The sequence below is a fragment of the Streptomyces anthophorae genome (assembly GCF_049310305.1).
In the GTDB taxonomy this organism is placed as follows: Bacteria; Actinomycetota; Actinomycetes; order Streptomycetales; family Streptomycetaceae; genus Streptomyces.
In genome coordinates, this window is the sequence record NZ_JBLWQQ010000001.1 from 1,547,858 (window position 1) to 1,564,413 (window position 16,556).

Consider the following 16,556-nt stretch of genomic DNA (forward strand, 5'->3'; position numbering starts at 1 on the left):
CGACACGAAACGCGTGTGATCCCCATGAGCAAGAAGCGTCTTGGAAGACAATCCCTCCCGTCCGCCCCTCCCCCGGCCACCGACCGTTCCCCGGACCGCGAGAACCGCGCCGCGACTCCGCCACCCGCGCAGGACCCGAAGCGCTGGTGGGCGCTGGCCGTCATCGCCCTCGCCCAGCTGATGGTGATCCTCGACGGCACCGTCGTGAACATCGCGCTGCCCTCCGCCCAGCACACCCTCGGCATGTCGGACGCCGACCGGCAGTGGGTGATCACCGCCTACACGCTGGCCTTCGGCGGGCTGTTGCTGCTCGGCGGCCGGATCGCCGATCTGGTGGGCCGCAAACGCGCCTTCGTCATCGGCCTGGCCGGGTTCGCCGCGGCCTCCGCGCTGGGCGGCGCGGCGGCCGGTCCCGGGATGCTGTTCGCGGCGCGGGCCCTGCAAGGCGCGTTCGCGGCGGTTCTGGCACCCTCGGCCCTGTCGCTCCTGACGACGACGTTCACCGACCCCAAGGAGCGGGCCAGAGCGTTCGGGGTCTACGGTGCGCTGGCCGGCGGCGGCAGCGCGGTCGGACTGATCGTGGGCGGTCTGCTGACCGAATACCTGACCTGGCGCTGGTCCCTGTACGTCAACGTGCCCATCGCGCTGGCCGCCCTGCTCGGCGCACCGGCCTTCCTGCGCGACCGCTCCGGCCGTCGCGGCGGGCGCCTCGACGTGCCGGGCGCGCTGCTGGGCTGCGGTGGGCTCGTCGTCCTCGTGTACGGCTTCAGCGAGGCCGAACCTCGCGGCTGGACCAGCCCGTTGGTGCTCACACTGCTCGCGTTCGGCGCGACCCTGCTCGCCGTCTTCGTGTGGTGGCAGAGCCGTGCGGCGAGCCCGCTGCTGCCGCTGCGCATCGTCAGGGACCGGGTCCGGGCCGGATCGTTCGCGACGATGGGCTTGGCCACCATCGGCATGTTCGGCGTCTTCCTGTTCCTGACGTACTACCTGCAAGTCGTCCTCGGCTACCCGCCGGTGCGGACGGGCCTGGCCTTCGTGCCGGTCTCTGCCGGGATCGTCATCGGCGCGACCCAGATCGCGGCCCGCCTGCTGCCCCGCACGGCGCCCCGCATCCTGATGTCGTCCGGCATGGTGCTGGCCGCCACCGGCATGGTTCTGCTCAGCCGCCTGACCGTGCATACGCAGTACCTCCCGCACGTACTGCCTGCCCTGCTGCTGGTCGGTCTGGGCATGGGCCTGACCTTCATGCCGGTCTACGCGACGGCCACCGCCGGCGTGCCCGCGCAGGACGCCGGAGTCGCCTCGGCCGCCCTCAACACCGTCCAGCAGATGGGCGCTTCGCTGGGCACCGTACTGCTCAACACCATCGCCACCGGCGCCACCAGCCGCTACGTCCACGCGCACGCACACGAGCCGGGCACAGCCCTCGACGAAGGCATGGTGCACGGCTTCTCCGTCGCCTACCTGTGCTCGGCAGGCGTCCTGCTGCTCGCCGCCCTGGTGGCGGGCTTCACCGTGCGGCAAAGGAAGCCGTCGGGTGCCGGAAACGACACATCGGCCCAGTAGAGCGCTTCGTCAGGTCTGGTCATTGGAGCCGATCAGGAGCATGTCGGACGTCTGGACGCGCATGAAGTGAGCGGTCTGCGAGCGGAGTTGGAACCGTCCATCGCGGATGGGTTCGCCTCGGTGCCGCCCGGGGAGCAGCGGTGCTGCGGTGCTGCGGTTCAACCGCCAGGCCGCGGTCAGCGGGCACGCCGCCAGGAAAGTGGTGGGTGAGTGCTGCTACCGCGGCTGCGGCCCGGGGCCTGTTCATGGGCCCTTCGGGGCACGGAGCGCGCGCATCCCCGCGGCGCGTGGAGGCAAAGTGCCCGGAGTCGCCCGGGCCCGCGTGGCCGGAATGGCGAAGCGCGGGGCCCGGGCGGTCGGCCGTCGATGAACCGGGTCAGATCCGGTCGAGGATCTTCTCGAACTGGTCGACCTCGGCGGACTGGCCCTCGACGATGGCGTCGGCCATCTTCTTGGCGTCCGCGCTCTTACCGTTCTTCTTCTCGTCCTCGGCCATCTTGATCGCGCCGTTGTGGTGCTCGATCATCATCTCGGCGAAGGCGCGGTCGAACTTCGCGCCCTTGGCGGACTCAAGGTCTTTCATGTCCTGCTCGGACATCATGCCGCTCATGCCACCGTGCTCGGAGTGGTCCATGCCGGACTCCATCCCGGCCGGCTTGCCCCAGGACTTCAGCCAGCCCTGAAGTGTCTTGATCTCCGGGTCCTGAGCCTTCTCGATCTGCCCGGCCAGCTTCTTGATCTCCGGGTCGGAGGCCCGGGTCCCGGCCAGCTTCGACATCTCGACGGCCTGCTCGTGGTGCGGGATCATGCTTTGGGCGAAGGTGACGTCCGTGTCGTTGAAGTCGGCGGAAGCGGCCGTGTCCTTGCCCGACTCCTTGGACGCCGTGGCGCTGGAGTCCGAGCCGTGGTCCATGCCGCCCATGTCGTTGTCGTCGCCGTTGCCGCACGCGGCAAGCAGCAGGGACCCGGCGGCGACCACGCCGACGAGCGCGATACGGCGGCGGGCGGTGCGGTTGATGGAACTCATGTCGATACACCTCTGGTGTCGGTACTGCGGGTCTGGGTGCCGTACGTCGGGGTGCGCGGGGGCAGCACAAAGCACGCCCGCGCGGACGGTTCGGCCTAGATCCGCAGGACTGACAGCTGGGTGAGATCAGGTCTCGGTGGCGGCGCGTTGGGCCGCAGCACGACGACGGTCCGCTCCAGGAGCTCCACCAGCCACGCGGGACGGCGCGCGAACGCGGCGTACAGCAGAGCGGCGAAAGCCCAGACACCGAGCACCGCGACGCAGAGCGACGCCATGTCCATCGCCATCCCCGAGGCGGGGTCGTCCGCCGACTGGTGCCGGGTGCTGGTGGCCTCGGAACCGGCCGCCGATGTCATGGCGGCACCGGACATCGCGGTGTCGGACATCGCGGTGTCGGACATGGTGGCGTCGGCCGGGGCAGCCCCACCGTGCAGGGCGGACGAGTGCGCTCCGGCGCTCATCCCGGCCCCCGAGGACTCGTCCGGGTGCCCGACGGTGTGCATCACGAAGACACCGAACGCGAGCACGACGACGAGCAGAAGGTGCGCAAGGGCACCGCCCGCTCGTACGTACTTGCTCACGCTCATCGCCGAAACCTCCGGTGCCGAGACTACCTAAGTGGCTGTGGGGGCGGCGGCCAGGCGGCGCGCGGGCCGCACTTCGAGAGCGGAGGGGCGGCGGTGCGTCAGCTGGGTGAACTGGAGGCGGAGATCATGAACCGCCCGTGGGCGGCAGGCGCCGACCGGGATGAACGCCTGGCGCAGGTGGCACTCGTCCCGGATGCCGATCGTTCCTGTCTTCACACTCCCGTCCGCGCCGCCCGCCGCCGCTGGTGGATCATGCCGGCGACGACGGCGAGGGCCGTCACGCCCAGGGTCAGCGAGAGCGAACGGCGGCTGCTGTCGCTGACCGCCATGCCGCCGATCACCGCGAGAAGGGCGACGAGGACGAGGCCGTCGAGGTACGGGTAGGCCCACATCCGCACCTCCCGGTTCTCGAACCCGCCGCGGTCGAGCCGGGCCCTGCCGCGCAGGTGCGTGAGGACGATGACGATGTACACGACGACCGCGACGGCCCCGGAGGAGTCGAGCAGGAACTGGTAGACGGTGTCGCTCGGCAGGAAGTAGTTGGCGACCACGGTGAGCAGGCCGATGCTGGAGGCGCCGAGCACGGCCGCGGCGGGCACGCCCTGACGGGTGGTGCGGGCCAGGATGCGCGGCGCCTCACCGCGTTCGGCCAGCGAGTGCAGCATCCGGGAGGAGGAGTAGATCCCGGAGTTGAGGCAGGACAGCACCGCGGTGAGCACGATGAAGTCCATGACCGTGCCCGCGTGCGGCACTCCGATGTGGTCGAGGACGGCGGAGTACGGGCTCGCGGTGACCGCGGTGGCGTCCCATGGGAGCAGGGTCACGACCAGCGCGATGGAGCCGATGTAGAAGAGCAGGATCCGCCACACGACGCTGTTGATGCCCTTGCGGACGGCGCGCGCCGGGTCCTGGGCCTCGCCCGCGGCGATGGTGACGACCTCGGAGCCGAAGAAGGAGAAGAAGACCACCAGGGACGCGGTCAGTACCGCGCTCCAGCCGTGCGGGGCGAATCCGCCGTGGCCCGTGAGGTTCGACAGACCGGGTGCGTCGGCGCCGGGCAGGGCGCCGAGCACCGCGGCGAGCCCGATCAGCAGGAAGGCGACGATCGCCGCGACCTTGATCATGGCGAACCAGAACTCGAAGGACCCGAACGACTCGACGCGCGCGAAGTTGACGCCGATCAGCGCCGCCATCAGCACCAGGGCGGCGAGCCAGGTAGGGATCTGCGGCAGCAGTCCGTTGACGAGCGTCGCGCCGACCACGGCCTCGAAGCCGACGGTGACACACCACTGGTAGGCGTACAGCCAGCCGATGGTGAGACCGGCCCAGGGGCCGAGTTCGCGCCCGGCGTAGCTGGAGAACGAGCCGGTGTCGGGCTGGGCGACGGAGAGTTCGGCGAGCATCCGCATGACCAGGATGACCAACAGGCCGATGGCCGCGTACGCGACGACGACCGCGGGTCCTGCCTGGCCGATGGCGCTGCCGCTGCCGACGAACAGGCCGGCACCGATCACGCCGCCGATGGCGATCATCGACATCTTGCGGTTGGTCAGGGCGCCGCGCAGGGCGGGCCGTTCGTCGGCGTCGGGCTGCGCGAGGGGGCGGGGCGACGTCTTCATCGGCGGCTCCTGGTCGAGGCGGCGGGGGCGACGACCTGTGAGAGGACGGCACACACCACGCGATGCAAAGGGACTTGCAGGTGATAATGCTTATGCAATCTTGGTAGCGTCAATCCCCGGTCACCTGTTGGTTTCCGGCGTGTGACGAGATCCGCTGCGTACGAGCGAACGGAGAACCCCATGGGTGCGACGGTGCGGGAACAGCAACTGGCCGGGCTGCGCTGGCTCGTGGTGTCCGGCGGCCGCGACGACGCGTTCCGCGCCCTGGGCGAGGCTGCGCGGGCGGACATCCGGGCCGTCCAGGAGGCCATGCCCGAACGCGAGGCGCTGCGCCGCACCACAGCGGGCGGAGTCGGCGCCGCCCGCCTGGAGCGGGTCGTGGGCGCGACCCGGTCGGCCTTCCCCGACGAGCTCGCCGAACTGGCCGCCCTCGCCGAAGGCGCCGCCGTGCCCTTCGACGACCTGCTCCTCGCCAACCTCCGCGGCGACCTCGGCGTCGACGACGGCACCGGCTGCACGGATCTGGGCCTGCGCGGCGACTCGGGCTCCTTCGTCGCCCACAACGAGGACGGGGCACCCGCCCTCGACGGCCGGATGATGCTGCTCACCCTGCTCCTCGACGGCCACGCCCCGGTGACCGCCCAGTGGTACCCCGGCTTCGTCCCCGCCAACGCGTTCACCGCCACCGGGCACGGGCTGGTGTGGGGCATCAACCACGTCCAGGTGGTCCGGCCGGGGCCCGGCGCCGGTCGGCACTTCGTGGCGCGCGCCCTGCAACAGGCACCCACCCTGGACGCCGCGCTCGACCTCCTGCGTACGCGGCCCAGCGCGGGCGGCTTCGCGTACACCCTCGGCGAGCGCGGCACCGGCCGCGTCGTCGTCGCCGAGACCGCCGCGGGCCGCACCGCGGTCAGGGAGACCGGCGCGGGCGAACTGCACTGGCACACCAACCACCTCCGGCTGCTGCCCTACGCGCCGGACGCCGCGCTCGCCACGGGCGGCGAGGGCGCCACGGCCGGCCTGGGGCAGTACGCGGAAAGCGCCGCGCGCGGCCGAGCGCTGGAGCGGCTGCGCCCCGGCGACGCGACGGGCGCCGAGTGGTTCGAAGCAGCCCTGACCTCGGCGCCGCTCCCGGACGGGGTGCACCGCACCGCGGCCGGCGACGACCCGCTGATGACGCTGTGCACCACGGTCGCCGACCTGGGCCGGAACCGGATCACCGTGCGCGGGGCGCGCGGCGAGCGCGCCGAACTGCCGCTGTCCGCGTTCACCGAGGGCGCCCTTCCGGCAGCCCGATGACCGAAGCCGCAGGGGCGGGGCGAGAGGATCAGCACATGTCATCCGCAGAACGGCAGACGCCGACCAGCTACAGCGAACTCGTGTCCCGCCTCCAGGAACGCTCGGCACACCTCACCCCCTCCCAAAGGCTGCTGTCCGAGCGAGTGCTGGCCGATCCCGAGGGTGTCGCCTTCATGACCGTCTCCGACCTCGCCTCCGCGGTCGGCGTGAACGAGGCGACCGTCGTACGCTTCGCCACCGGACTCGGCCTCGCCGGCTACCCGGGCCTCACCCAGCTGTGCCGTGCGCACCTGCGCGAACAGGCCCAACTGCTGCGCCGCTACGACAACTTGGAGCAGCTCGGCACGGACGGCGGCGACCTGCTCGACCGGGCCGCCGCGCAGGACCTTGCCAACATCTCCCGCACCTTCGCCCGAGTCGACCGCACGGCCTGGGACGAGGCGGTCCGCGCCCTCGCCGAGGCCCCCCGGGTCCATGTTCTGGGCCTGCGCAAGTGCCACGCCCCGGCATACCTGCTCGGCTATCTGCTGCGGATGCTGCGCGAGGACGTGATGACGGTGACCGGGGACACCGGCGGGCTCGCCGACGAACTGCGCCGGGTCCGCGAGGGCGACTGCTTCGTGGCCGTCTCGGTGCACCGCTACGCCGCCGACACGGTACGGGCCTTCGCATGGGCCCGAGAGCGCGGCGCCCACTGCGTCGCGCTCACCGACAACCCGGCCTCGCCGCTCGCGGCCCCGGCCCACGAGGCCTTCTTCGTGGACGCCTCCAGCCCCTCGGTGCTGCGCTCCCTGACCGCGTTCACCTCCCTGGTGCAGGCCCTGGCGGCCGGCGTGGCCCGCTCCCGCGGCCACGAGGCACGCTCCACACTCCTGCGCGAGGAGCAACTCCTGGAAGGCCTGGGGGTCTACGCGGAGGGGGCGGGCGGCAGCCAGTGACCCGGACGGGCCGGACGAGCCACCGCCCCGCCAGGCCGACCCCGCCCGCGCCCGCAGTCCGTCAGCCGCGCCCGGTCACCGCCGCGAGCGCGCCCCGCAGATGCGTCAGCGAGTCCGCGATCCACGGCAGGGCGAGCGGGTCGTCGCTGCGCAGGGCCGCCCAGCGCTGGTCCGCGCTCTCCCCGTACAGCAGGCTCGTCGCGACCCGGGCCCGCAGGCCGCGCTCCTCGTCGCCGAAGGCCGTCCCGGCGAGCACCCCCACGCCGTGCCCGTCCAGGAGCGCGGTGGCGAGCTGTGCCCCTGTGGTCACCCCGCGCGCCGCCAACTCCGCGCGCAGCGGCTCGAAGTCGGGGTAGAGGTAGAAACCGGCCCGCGGCGCACGGCAGTCGGCCCCGGCCTTCACGAACTCGGCGTGCACCGCGCGCGCCACCGTGCCGTGCAGCCTGCGCGCGGCTTCGATGTGGGAGGTGACCTCGGCGGGGTCGTCGAGCACATACGCGGCGGCCGCCTGCATGGGGGCGGCGAGCGCCGACCAGATCTCGCTGGCCACGCCGATCAGGTCCGCGCGCAGCGCACTCCCCCAGGCCCCCTCCGGGACACGGGCGAAGCCGACCCGCCAGCCGCCGAGCGCCATCGACTTGCTCAGGCCGCTGGTGATGACGGTCCGCTCGGGAAGGTGGTCGGCGGCGCTCGGCGCCCGGCCGCCGTCGTGCACCAACTCGGCGTAGATCTCGTCCGATACGACGGCGAGGCCGTGCCGCTCGGCGATGACGCACACCGCGCGCACCTGCTCGGCGCTCGCGACGGTGCCGGTCGGGTTGTCCGGGACGGTGAGCAGCAGAACCCCGGGAGAGCGGCCGGCGGCCCGCGCCGACACCAGGGCGTCCTCAAGGAGTTCGGGGTCGGGAATGCCGCCCGCGTCGGCGGGAATCGGCACCGGCAGGGTCCGCTTGCCGATGATCGCGGCCTGCGCCGCGTAGCTGACCCAGGCGGGGCAGGGCAGCACCAGGTCACCGGGGAGCGCCGCGAGCAGCGCGAACAGCAGGGCCTTGGAACCGGGGGCGAAGAGGATCTGGTCGGGGTCGGTGTCCAGGCCGCGCCGGCCGAACCAGCCGGCGGCGGCCTCCCGCGCCTCGACGGAACCGACGACGGCCCCGTACCCGTTGCGCCCCGCCGCCTCGGCGAGCGCCGCCGCCACCGGCTCGGGAACCGGCAGTCCCGCCTCGCCGAAGCCGAGGTGCAACACCTTCTCACCGGCGGCCTTTCGGGCCTGAAGGGTCTCGTTGATGGCCAGGGTCGCCGAATGCATGGTCACCGCGTCCACGCTCCTCACTAGTCGTCGGACGTCTTGAGCAACCATATGTGTAATCGCTGGTCCTGATGCAAGAAAATTTGCATCGCATTCGAAAGTGCTCTTGCCGGCCCGCGGGGCACCTCGCGGATCACCTCGCGCCCGGTTCAGCGGGCCTCCGCCTCGGCGTCCGCCGCGTCGCTCCGGACCCGTATCCGCCCGTCGACCGCGGCCTCGCCGATCGCCGTCATGAGGCTGCGGCACGTCGCGAACGGCACCGTCCCCTGCCCGTGCCCCACGGCAGCGCGTTCCTCGCAGGTGCGCAGCGCCTCGGCGTCCCACTGGATACTGGTCTGCTCCCAGCTGCTCTTGCGTGCCTCCACCCGCGCGCCGCAGGCCCCGCAGGCGACGGCCACCATCGGGGCGTCGTGGAGCCGGTTGTCCGGTCGTACCGCCATCAGGCCGGACCGCTCGCTGCGGGCGCGGCCGCGTTCTGCTCCGCGAGGTTCTTCTCGATCTCGGCCCGCCAGGCCTCGTTGGGCCGGGTGGTGTCGATCTCGAACTCGAAGCGGTCGGTCATTTCGGCGCGGACGTCGGCGACGTCGACGTAGAACTGCTCGTACCAGCGGCGCAGTTGGTAGACCGGGCCGTCCTCCTCGCACAGCAGCGGGTTGTCGATGCGCGCCTTGTTCTTCCAGATCTCGACGTCCTGCTCGAAGCCGATCTTGATGAACTCGCCGAGTTTCCTGGCCACTTCGTCCGCGCTCTCGCCCATGTGCTCGGCCTTGCGCACGATGATGCCGTACTGGAGCACGAACGCGTTCTCATCGATCGGGTAGTGGCAGTTGATCAGCACCGAGTTCACGTCGCCGTCGGCGTAGTGGTACGTGAGGTCGTCGATCATGAACGACGGGCCGTGGTAGGTCGCCAGGGAGGTCTGGCCCAGCATCTTGGGGGCACCGCTGCCCGCCGCCTGGGGCCGGCGCACGTCGTCGCGGCCGACGCCCTTCATGAACTGGACCGCGGTGTGTCCTTCGAAGATGTTCTTGAACTGGGTGGGGAACGAGTAGTGCACGTAGAAGAAGTGCGCCATGTCCACCACGTTGTCGACGATCTCACGGCAGTTGGAGCCCTCGATCGTGACGGAGTACCAGGACCAGTCCGTCCACTCGTCGCTGGTGGCTCCCTCGATACGGGGGATCGTCACGTCCTCGGGCGGCGGCTTGCCCTCCGGGTCGTTCCAGACGAACAGCAGGCCGTCCTGCTGGAGGGTGGGGAAGGCCGCGGTGCGGGCCCGCATCGGGACGCGGCGGGCGTACGGGATCCGGGAGCAGCGTCCGTCGCCGCCCCAGCGCCAGTTGTGGAACGGGCACGCGATGTCGTCGCCCTCCACGGTTCCGCGGGAGAGGTCGCCGCCCATGTGGCGGCAGTAGGCGTCGAGGACGTTGAGGCTGCCGTCCGCCGAGGCCCAGACGACCAGTTTCTGCCCGAAGGCGCGGACGGTGTGCGGAGCCCCGTCGCGGTAGTCGTCGGCGAGCCCCAGACAGTGCCAGCCACGGGCGAAGCGGGCCGGAAGCGCCTCCGCCTCGATGGTGCGGACGTCGGGTGAAGTGGTCATCTGTGGCCTTCCCTTCGGCCGAGCCTGCGCTCGGGACGGTACGGGGCGGGTGCGCGTCGCCCGCCGACGTGGCACGGCTCGGGTGACGTCCCGGGGAACGTACGGCGGGCGGTGGCCCGCACGGCCGTCCGGTCTCACTGAGCGGTACGCGGGGGTGCGCGGTGGTTCCGCAGGCGCTGGGATGGGGCGGGCGGGCCGCACGTGTCCTCGGGTCCGCGGCCGCTTCCGTCCGGGCCTCGGGAGGGGTGGCACCGATAGCATGGTGCGCCGCAGGACGCGATCACGAGCCGGGAGGAGACGATCCGTGCCCAGAGTCGCCGAGCACCGACCAGCCGCGGAGCCGCAGTCACCCGGGCAGAAGGCGCGGTACGCGCGCATCCTGGACGCCGCGTCCCGGCTGGGGGCGGAACGGGGCCTGGACCATGTGCAGATGCACGACGTGGCCAAGGAGGCCGGTGTCGCCATCGCCACGCTCTACCGGTACTTCCCCTCCAAGACGCACCTGTTCACCGCGATCATGAGCGACCAGGTCGACCACATGGGTGACGAGTCGCCGGAGATCCTCGCCGCCGCCGACCCCGTGGACGCCGTCGCGGAGACCCTGCTGCGTTCGACGCGGCACATGCTGCGCACCCCGCTGCTGGCGAGCGCGATGATGCAGAGCAACTACGCCGCGCACACGGCCACGGTCAGCGAGGCCGCCGCGATCGAGGTCAAGGTGCTCCGCACGCTGCTCCGGCTGCTCGGCCTCGAACACCCCACGGACCGGGACACACGGCTGATCCGGCTGCTGATGAAGAGCTGGCACGGGGTGCTTGTGTCCGCGATCTACGGGCACACGACCCCCACCGACGCCGAGATCGAGATCCGGCTCGCGTGCGAGGTGCTGCTCGGCGCCCGGTCGAACGCCCCCGGACACTGAGGCGTCGGCCGTTCGCGGCCTGCTCCGTGCCCCTTTCCCGTTCCCGTTCCCGTTTCCCGGTCAACGGGACGGCCTCCGCCCCCGCTCGGCCCGGCTGCTTCCATCGGCCGGGACGACGACAGCCGCCGGGCCGGTGTCCGGCGGGGAGGGCGGAATCATGGACATCGACAACCCGCTGGACTTCACGGGCCGGGTCGTGGTGGTGACGGGCGGGACGAAGGGCATCGGCTTCACCACCGCTGAGACGTTCCTCGCGGCCGGGGCACACGTCGTGGTCTGCGGGCGGAGCGAGCCGGGCTCGCTGCCGTCCGCGGACGGCCGGCAGGGGGTGTTCGTGCCCGCCGACGTGCGTGACCCCGAGGCCGCGGGCGGACTCGTGGAGGCGGCGGTCGACCGGTTCGGACGGCTTGACGTCCTGATCAACAACGCGGGCGGGTCCCCCGACGCCGACGCGGCGACGGTGTCGCCGCGCTTCGTCGAGAAGATCGTCGCGCTGAACCTGCTCGCGCCGTTCTACACCGCCCAGGCGGCGCACCGGGTGATGCGGGCCCAGGACGAAGGCGGCTCGATCATCAACATCGGCAGTGTCTCCGGTCACGACCCGCAGCCGGGAACCGCCGCCTACTCGGCGGCGAAGGCCGGGCTGCTCGGCCTCACGCGCGCCCTGGCCGTCGAGTGGGCGCCCAAGGTGCGCGTCAACCACATCACCACCGGGCTGATCCGCACCGAGAGCGCCGCCTCCGTGTACGGGGAGGACGGCGGCGCCGCGGTCGCCGGTGTGATCCCGATGGGGCGGATGGCCGCGCCCGCGGATGTCGCCAGGACCTGCCTGTACTTGGCCGGAGGTCTTGCACGTTACGTCAACGGCGCCGATGTCGCGGTGCACGGCGGCGGCGAGCTGCCCGCACGCTACTTCGCGGCGAGGGCTTCCGGCGCGCGGTGAACACGCGGCCGGGGCCGGGGCACGCCGCGCCGGCCGCCGGTCACTTGCTCAGACCAGGTTGTCCTCGACCGTCAGGCCCAGCGCGTCGCGGCCGTACATGGCGAGGGTCCGCTCCACGTCGTTGGCGACGTGCACGCTGCCCGCGTGCGCGTCGCGCCAGACCCGTTCGATGGGGTTGCCGCGCCGCAGCGAGTGGCCGCCCGCCGTCTTGAACAGCAGATCGATCGCGGCGACGGCGCGCTCGGTGCCGCGCACCTGGTCCCGGCGGGTGCGCAGACGCAGCTCCATCGGGATCTCCTGACCCGCGGCGGCCCGCGCGGTCAACTCCCCGATGTTGTGGTCCATTTGAAGAATGGTCGCGTCGATCTCGGACGCCGCCCGCGCGATGGCCACCTGGGTGTACGGGTCCTCGGCGAACCGGCCGCCGCCCAGGCTGAGCCGGGTCCGTTCCTTCATCCGGCCGACGTACGCCTCGTAGCCGCCCGCGACCGCCCCGACGACGGGTGCGGTGACGGCGCTGGTGAACACGGCCGCGAACGGCAGCCGGTACAGCGGGCCCGGATTGACCCGCTGGCCGGGCCCCTTGAGCTGGGCCTGCTCGTAGTTGCGGATCAACCGGTGCCGGGGGACGTGGGCCTGTTCGACGACGATGTCGTTGCTCGCGGTGCCGCGCAGCCCCACGACGTCCCACGCCTCCTCGATCCGGTAGTCGGACCGCGGCACGAGCACCGTCAGGAAGTCGACGGGCCGGCCCTGGTCACCGACGACGAGCGCGCCGAGCAGCGCCCAGCGGGCGTACCCGCAGCCGGAGGAGAAGCTCCACCGGCCGGTGAGCCGATAGCCGTCGTCGACGGGGGTGAGCCGGCCCACGGGCGCGTACGCCGACGAGATCAGGGTGTCGGGGTCCTCGCCCCACACCTCCGCCTGCGCCTCGGCGGCGAAGAGCCCCAACTGCCAGGGGTGCACGCCCAGTACGGAGGTGAGCCAGCCGGTGGAGCAGCAGACGGCCGAGATGGCCCGCACCACCTGATAGAAGTCGAGCGGGTCGGCCTCCTGCCCGCCGAAGGGGCGGGGTTGGAGCATCCGGAAGACGCCCGCGTCGGTCAGCCGGCGCAGGGTTTCCTTCGGGACGCGCCCCTGCTCGTCGGTGGCGCGGGCCCGGCCCGCGATGTCCGGCAGCAGGGTGCGCACCGTCTCCAGAACCGTGTTCCCCATGTTGTGTCGTCCCCTTCAGGTGTCCTGGTTCAGGCGTCCTTGTTCAGGTGTCCTTGTTCAGGTGTCCTTGTTCAGGTGTCCTTGTTCAGGTGTCCTTGTTCAGGTGTCCTTGTTCAGGTGTCCTGGCGGACGTCCAGGTCGGTCTTGCGGATCTTTCCCGCGGCGTTGCGGGGGAAGGCGTCGAGGATGACGACCTCGCGGGGCACCTTGAAGTTCGCCAGGCGTTCGCGGCAGAAGCCGGTCAGTTCCGCGGGGGTGGTCCCGGCGCCGGGGCGGAGGGTGACGTAGGCGCGTCCCACCTCGCCGAGCCGGTCGTCGGGGACGCCGACGACGGCGGCCTCGGCGACGGTGTCGTGCCGGCTCAGGAGCTGCTCGATCTCGGCCGGGTAGACGTTGAACCCGCCGACGACGAACATCTCCTTGGAGCGTCCGGTGAGGGTGAGGTGTCCGCCCTCGTCGAGGTGCCCGACGTCCCCCGTGGCGAGCCAGCCCTCGTCGTCGACCGCTTCGGCGGTGGCCCGGGGGTCGTCGAGGTAGCCGAGCATCACGTTGTAGCCGCGCACCAGGACCTCGCCGTCCTGCCCCGCCGGCAGCGGGCGACGGGCGGCGTCGACCACGCGCACCTCCACGCCGTCGATGGGACGTCCGGCGGTGCGGGCGATGGTCTCGTCGCTGTCGTCGGCGCGGCAGACGGTCACCGTGCCGCAGGACTCGGTGAGGCCGTAGGCGGTGACCACGACCGGGAAGAGCTCCGCCCGTACGCGGGTGACCAGGGCGACCGGCACGGTGGCGGCGCCGGTGACGGCGAGGCGCAGGGAGGACAGGTCGTGGCGGTCGCGGTCCGGCGCGTCCAGCAGCGTGGTGAAGATCGTCGGGGGCCCCGGCAGGACGGTGATCGACTCCTTCTCGACGAGCCGCAGGGTCTCGGCCACGTCGAAGACCGGTTGCAGCACCATGGTCGCCCCGCGCAGCAGACAGGCCAGGACACCCGCCTTGTAGCCGAAGCTGTGGAACATGGGGCTGATGATCAAGTAGCGGTCGCCGCGGGCGAGTCCGGTCCGCTGCGACCAGGCCAGGTAGGTGCGGACGTTCTGGCGGTGCGTGGTCATCACGCCCTTGGGCCGTCCCGTGGTGCCGGAGGTGAACAGCACGTCCGACACGTCGTCCTCCCGTACGCCCGCCGCTCTGGCGGCGGCGTCGGCGGCGGGCACGGTGGCGCCCAGGCGCAGGAAGGCAGGCCAGGAGGTGGCGCGCGCCTTCCGGTCCACCTCCTCGGTCGCGTCGGCCAGGTCGACCACGTCGGCGAGTTCGGGGAGGCCGGGCACGGGGCCCCGCTCCCCCGCCCCGGCGCCGATCATCGCCAGGTAGTCGTTGCCGAGGAAGCCGTTCTCGACGAGCAGCAGCCGGGCCCGGCTCTTCTCCAGCACCCAGCGGGCCTCCTCGCCCTTGTACCGGGTGTTCACGGGGAGCAGGACCGCACCGGCGCCCAGCACGCCGAGCGCGGCCGTGATCCAGCGGGCGCTGTTGGGCGCCCACAGTGCGACGCGTTCGCCGCGCCGGACGCCCAGGGCCAGGAGGGATCTGGTGACCGCGAGGGCGCCCGTGTGGAGTTGACGGTTGGTCAGCCGCACGTCACCGTCGACCAGGGCCTCCGCGTCCGGGAAGGACTCGGCGGCGCGGGCCAGGACGGCGGGGACGGTGGCGGTGCCCGGGGCGTGGTCGAGCGGCATGCCCGTCACTCCTTGGGCAGGAGGCGCTGGGACGCCTCATGGGCGCCGCGGACGAGCCGCGCGCGGTCGCGGACGGCGGCGCGCTTCCCTGCCGTGGCGAGGTTTCCGCCCGCCACCCACAGGGGCCCGTCCGCGAGGTGTTCCAGCCCCTCGCGGGCCACGTCGTCGGGGTCGGCGACGTTGAGGCCCGGCAGGTCCATGCGCAGGCCCGCCCGTTCCATCGCGGGGGTGCGGGTGACTCCGAGGACGAGTTCGAGGACGTGCACGCCGTGCGGCGCGAGCTCCAGCCACAGCCCCTCCGCGAAGACCCGGCTGAAGGCCTTCACCGCGGAGTAGACGCTCAGCCGGGCCTGGCCCATGTAGCCGGCGAGGGAGCCGACGAGCAGAATGCCGCCGCGGCCGCGTTCCTTCATCAGCGCGCCGAAGTGGTGGGTGAGGGCCAGCTGCGAGGTGATGTTCAGGTCGATCACGCCCTGGACGCGGTCGAGTTCGCCGCCGACGAACTCGTGGCCGTAGGTGTTGGCTCCGGCGTTGAAGACCAGCAGGCCGACGTCGAGGCCGTCGGTGGCGGCGCGGATCGCCTTCGGCGCCCCGGGGTCGAGCAGGTCCAGCTGGAGGGTGCGCACCTCGACACCCTTGGTGCGGACCTCGTCGGCGGTCTGCTCCAGGGGGCCCGCCTTGCGGGCGATGAGCACCAGGTTGATCCCGGCGTCGGCGAGTTGATGGGCGAAGGAGGCGCCCACCCCCTCGGATCCGCCGGCGACGACCGCCCACGGGCCGTACGCGTCCTTGTCGATCATCGTCTTCCCTTCGGTCCTCGCCTCAGCTGCCGGGCGTGGGCTGCGTACCGGTGGTGTCGAGCGCCGCGACGCTGTACGCGGCGAAGGTGCGGTGGGGGTCGCGGCCGGAGAAGTACGGGGACAGGGCCGCCTCCAACTCCTCGGGGGTGAAGGTGCCGTTGGGGGCCGTGAACTTCTTCTCGACGGTGGGCGGCGCGAGCAGCGCGACCATGTCGCCGTAGACCACGAAGACCTGACCGTTGATCTCCTCGGCGGCCGGGGAGGCCAGATGGCCGACGAACGTCGCGACCCGCTCCGGGGCCATGATGTCCAGGCCCCCCTCGGGTGTCGCGCCCGTGCCGAACGCCTCGGCGGTCATGGCGGTGCGGGCGCGCGGGCAGATGGCGTTGGCGCGGACGCCGTAGCGCGCCAGGCCCTGCGCGGTGGCCAGGGTGAGTGCGGTGATGCCGGCCTTGGCGGCGGAGTAGTTGGGCTGGCCGGGGGCACCGAACAGGAACGCCTCGGAAGAGGTGTTGACGACCCGTCCGTAGACCGGGCCGCCCGCGGCCTTGCTGGCCGCCCGCCAGTGCGCTGCGGCGGCGCGGATGACGGCCGCGTGGCCCTTGAGGTGGATGCGGATGACGTCGTCCCAGTCGGACTCGGTCAGGTTGAACACCATCTTGTCGCGCAGGATGCCCGCGTTGTTGACGACGATGTCCAGGCTGCCGAAGGTCTCCAGGGCGGTGCGGACCAGGCGGTCGCCCATGGACCAGTCGCCGATGTCGCCGGTGACCGCGACGGCTTCGCGGCCGAGGGCCTTGATCTCGGCGACGACGTCCTCGGCGGCGGGGCCCATGTCGTTGACGACGACGTTGGCGCCCTGCTCCGCCAGCGCCAGTGCCTCGGCGCGGCCGAGGCCGGCCCCGGCTCCCGTGACGACGGCGGTGCGCCCTTCCAGGCTGGTCCTCGTGCTCATGGTGCCTCTTTCGTTCCTGTCCTGCGGGGTGGATACGACGCGGCGA

At 72.1% G+C, this 16,556-nt stretch carries 16 protein-coding genes; 5 read left to right on the plus strand and 11 right to left on the minus strand.

Translation table 11 applies throughout. The features are described from left to right. Window positions 1-24 precede the first annotated feature (24 nt). Window positions 25-1,566, plus strand: coding sequence for an MFS transporter (locus tag ACNYS0_RS06960; RefSeq protein ID WP_422471793.1), 1,542 nt, complete (start codon window positions 25-27; stop codon window positions 1,564-1,566). A gap of 376 nt (window positions 1,567-1,942) precedes the next feature. On the opposite strand, the gene ACNYS0_RS06965 is transcribed toward ACNYS0_RS06960, so the two are convergent. The 4 genes from ACNYS0_RS06965 to ACNYS0_RS06980 form a co-directional block, all read right to left on the minus strand. Beyond that, window positions 1,943-2,593 carry a DUF305 domain-containing protein gene (locus tag ACNYS0_RS06965; RefSeq protein ID WP_422471794.1) on the minus strand — a complete coding sequence of 217 codons (651 nt, stop codon included), beginning with the start codon at window positions 2,591-2,593 and terminating at the stop codon, window positions 1,943-1,945. A gap of 95 nt (window positions 2,594-2,688) precedes the next feature. After that, window positions 2,689-3,180, minus strand: a complete 492-nt coding sequence (locus ACNYS0_RS06970; RefSeq protein ID WP_422471795.1) for a hypothetical protein — start codon at window positions 3,178-3,180, stop codon at window positions 2,689-2,691. 27 nt (window positions 3,181-3,207) lie between these two features. Then, on the minus strand, window positions 3,208-3,396 hold the full coding sequence (locus ACNYS0_RS06975; protein ID WP_422471796.1) for a hypothetical protein: 189 nt from the start codon (window positions 3,394-3,396) through the stop codon (window positions 3,208-3,210). Then, a complete protein-coding gene (locus tag ACNYS0_RS06980; RefSeq protein WP_422471797.1) occupies window positions 3,393-4,799 on the minus strand; it encodes an amino acid permease in 1,407 nt (468 codons plus the stop codon). Before ACNYS0_RS06980 ends, ACNYS0_RS06975 begins: the two co-directional genes overlap by 4 nt. Before the next feature lie 180 nt (window positions 4,800-4,979). On the opposite strand from ACNYS0_RS06980, the gene ACNYS0_RS06985 reads away from it, so the two are divergent. Next, window positions 4,980-6,098, plus strand: coding sequence for a C45 family autoproteolytic acyltransferase/hydrolase (locus ACNYS0_RS06985; protein WP_422471798.1), 1,119 nt, complete (start codon window positions 4,980-4,982; stop codon window positions 6,096-6,098). 35 nt (window positions 6,099-6,133) lie between these two features. Continuing rightward, entirely contained in the window at window positions 6,134-7,036 is a 903-nt protein-coding gene (locus tag ACNYS0_RS06990; protein ID WP_422471799.1) for a MurR/RpiR family transcriptional regulator, read from the plus strand. Window positions 7,037-7,097: 61 nt separating this feature from the next. On the opposite strand, the gene ACNYS0_RS06995 is transcribed toward ACNYS0_RS06990, so the two are convergent. From ACNYS0_RS06995 to ACNYS0_RS07005, 3 genes are all read right to left on the minus strand, one after another. Then, window positions 7,098-8,351, minus strand: coding sequence for a pyridoxal phosphate-dependent aminotransferase (locus tag ACNYS0_RS06995; RefSeq protein WP_422471800.1), 1,254 nt, complete (start codon window positions 8,349-8,351; stop codon window positions 7,098-7,100). A 143-nt stretch (window positions 8,352-8,494) separates the two neighbouring features. After that, entirely contained in the window at window positions 8,495-8,785 is a 291-nt protein-coding gene (locus ACNYS0_RS07000; protein WP_422471801.1) for a ferredoxin, read from the minus strand. Then, a complete protein-coding gene (locus ACNYS0_RS07005; RefSeq protein ID WP_422471802.1) occupies window positions 8,785-9,945 on the minus strand; it encodes a 3-ketosteroid-9-alpha-monooxygenase, oxygenase component in 1,161 nt (386 codons plus the stop codon). The genes ACNYS0_RS07000 and ACNYS0_RS07005 overlap by 1 nt, the downstream gene beginning before the upstream one ends. 304 nt (window positions 9,946-10,249) lie before the next feature. On the opposite strand from ACNYS0_RS07005, the gene ACNYS0_RS07010 reads away from it, so the two are divergent. Both ACNYS0_RS07010 and ACNYS0_RS07015 read left to right on the plus strand, forming a co-directional pair. After that, window positions 10,250-10,867, plus strand: a complete 618-nt coding sequence (locus ACNYS0_RS07010) for a TetR/AcrR family transcriptional regulator (protein ID WP_422471803.1) — start codon at window positions 10,250-10,252, stop codon at window positions 10,865-10,867. Between the two features lie 157 nt (window positions 10,868-11,024). After that, window positions 11,025-11,810 (plus strand): SDR family oxidoreductase, encoded by a 786-nt coding sequence (locus ACNYS0_RS07015; protein ID WP_422471804.1) that lies wholly within the window; start codon window positions 11,025-11,027, stop codon window positions 11,808-11,810. A 48-nt stretch (window positions 11,811-11,858) separates the two neighbouring features. Here ACNYS0_RS07015 and hsaA read toward each other — a convergent pair whose 3' ends face one another. The 4 genes from hsaA to ACNYS0_RS07035 form a co-directional block, all read right to left on the minus strand. Continuing rightward, window positions 11,859-13,025, minus strand: a complete 1,167-nt coding sequence (hsaA, locus tag ACNYS0_RS07020) for a 3-hydroxy-9,10-secoandrosta-1,3,5(10)-triene-9,17-dione monooxygenase oxygenase subunit (protein ID WP_422471805.1) — start codon at window positions 13,023-13,025, stop codon at window positions 11,859-11,861. A gap of 113 nt (window positions 13,026-13,138) precedes the next feature. Next, window positions 13,139-14,755 carry a FadD3 family acyl-CoA ligase gene (locus tag ACNYS0_RS07025; RefSeq protein WP_422471806.1) on the minus strand — a complete coding sequence of 539 codons (1,617 nt, stop codon included), beginning with the start codon at window positions 14,753-14,755 and terminating at the stop codon, window positions 13,139-13,141. Window positions 14,756-14,760: 5 nt separating this feature from the next. Beyond that, the gene (locus ACNYS0_RS07030; RefSeq protein WP_422471807.1) at window positions 14,761-15,555 is read right to left on the minus strand and encodes an SDR family NAD(P)-dependent oxidoreductase; all 795 of its coding nucleotides are present in this window, start codon (window positions 15,553-15,555) and stop codon (window positions 14,761-14,763) included. 22 nt (window positions 15,556-15,577) lie between these two features. Continuing rightward, window positions 15,578-16,510, minus strand: a complete 933-nt coding sequence (locus ACNYS0_RS07035) for a 3-oxoacyl-ACP reductase (RefSeq protein ID WP_422471808.1) — start codon at window positions 16,508-16,510, stop codon at window positions 15,578-15,580. Window positions 16,511-16,556 lie beyond the last annotated feature (46 nt).